Below are 1,722 nucleotides of genomic sequence, written 5' to 3'. Positions count from 1 at the left end.
GCACCCGAACACCCGCGGCGGGGACGTGGTAGCGGATCGAGTCCACGATGTAGTCGCGCTCCACGTCGATGTCCGCGTCGATCTTGTGCGTCACCTGGAGGGTGAACAGCGACAAACCCACGGCCCGGTCGTAGGTGCCGGCCCCGAGCCACTGCACGCGGTGGCCGCCGGGCAGCAGCCACCCGTCTGGGCACCGCCAGAACCGGACGTGGTGCCGTTGCGCGGCGTTGCCCTCGACCTCCTGCTGGTAGGCCAGACACTGCCTGCGTCCGAAGAGCCGCAGGGGGCTCACCGGCGCGGAGGGGTAGGACCGCCGGAGCACCGAGGACATGATGATGCCCCAGGAGGACCGGACCGTGATGTCGTCGGCCAGCACCCACCCGCAGGCCGTCATGGTCTCGTGGATCTGACGGGCGGTGCCGTCGACGGCCAGGTTGACCGGGTCCCCCAGCAACCCGTCAGACGTCCGGGTCCGCGCGATGAAGTATCCCGGCACGTACACCGAGGTGATCAGCGTCTGCAGCCGGGGCAGGACCAGATAGGCGACCAGTGCCCAGAACGGGATCAGGAGGAACAGATGCCACCAGGTGTGGCGCCACACGTCGTCCAACAGCCGCCAGCCGAGCCATCCGGCCGCGAGGGTGGCCAGGGTGAAGAACACGGTGTCGACGACCTGGCCGGGCAGCGCCGGCCGCACGTCGTCGTCCCGCACCTTGGACGGCAGGCGGGCGTAGACCGGGGGCGCGGTCGGCGCGGACCGCTCCGCGCCGGGCGTCTGCACCGCTCGCTCACTGGTGGACATGGCTAGACGATAGTCGGCGGTACCGGCCGTGCGGACCGCGATGACTGCCAGAATGTCCCCGTGCCCACGCCCGATCCGACCCCGGCCAGCAGCCGGGGTGTCCACGAGGAGTACCTGCGGTCGCTGGGACTGCCGCTGATGATCGTCCCGTCCACGCGGTCTCGCGAGATGCTCATCCGCTCCGCCGGAGTCAGCGCCGGTCTCGCGGTGGCCACGTCGGGTCTCTCCGCGTTGGACCGCTCGAACGATTACGCGGTGGCCCTGCTCGAGCGGGTCGGTGAGGATTCACCGGAGCTGGACGACATCGGGATCACAGATCCGATCATCCTGCTGCTCCTGCTGGCGCTCGGCTTGTTCGCCGCCGCGCCCTTGCTCGGGTGGCTGGTGGCCCGCGTGGTGCGACGCCTGGACCGGGTGTCCGGCTCGGTCGTCGGTCTCGTCTCGGCGGTCGCCCTCGTCGTGGCGGCACCTCTCACCTTCGAGGCCCATGACGGCCCCGGCCCGGCCACCACCTCGCTCCTCCTGGCGGGGGTGCTGGTGGGTACCTACATCGGTGTGGGTTCGCTGGTGCGCTGGGCCGCGCGGCGGGTCCGGCGCGAGCTCGGCACCATGGGCCACATGGTGGCCCGGGTCCTGCCGGTCCTCATGTTGGCCGTGCTGTTCCTGTTCTTCAGCGCGGAGATCTGGCAGGTGATGGTGGCGCTGTCCTGGCCGCGGACCTTCGCCGTGGTGGGCGTCATGGGTCTGCTCACCGTCCTGCTGGTGGCCATCACCACCCGGGACGACCTCCACGACGAGCTGGAGGCGCGGGCGCCGGGCCGGGAGCTGCGGATGTCCGAGCGGATCAACATCCTGCTGGTCCCGGTGCTGGCCACCCTCATCCAGGCCGTGTTGTTCGCCTGCCTGGTGTTCCTGTTCTT

Annotated in this window: 2 protein-coding genes; one reads left to right on the top strand and one right to left on the bottom strand. The window is 70.3% G+C overall.

The features are described 5' to 3' along the window. Nucleotides 1–802 (bottom strand): LssY C-terminal domain-containing protein (locus G6018_RS04040; RefSeq protein ID WP_187700880.1); only part of this gene is annotated, 802 nt, incomplete at its 3' end. Nucleotides 803–862: 60 nt separating this feature from the next. Here G6018_RS04040 and G6018_RS04035 point away from each other — a divergent pair. After that, on the top strand, nucleotides 863–1,722 hold an 860-nt coding region (locus G6018_RS04035), incomplete at its 3' end, for a hypothetical protein (RefSeq protein ID WP_182638818.1).

The sequence above is a fragment of the Dietzia sp. DQ11-44 genome, assembly GCF_014145205.1.
In the GTDB taxonomy this organism is placed as follows: Bacteria; Actinomycetota; Actinomycetes; order Mycobacteriales; family Mycobacteriaceae; genus Dietzia; species Dietzia natronolimnaea.
This window is presented reverse-complemented; position numbering and strand designations above follow the sequence as displayed.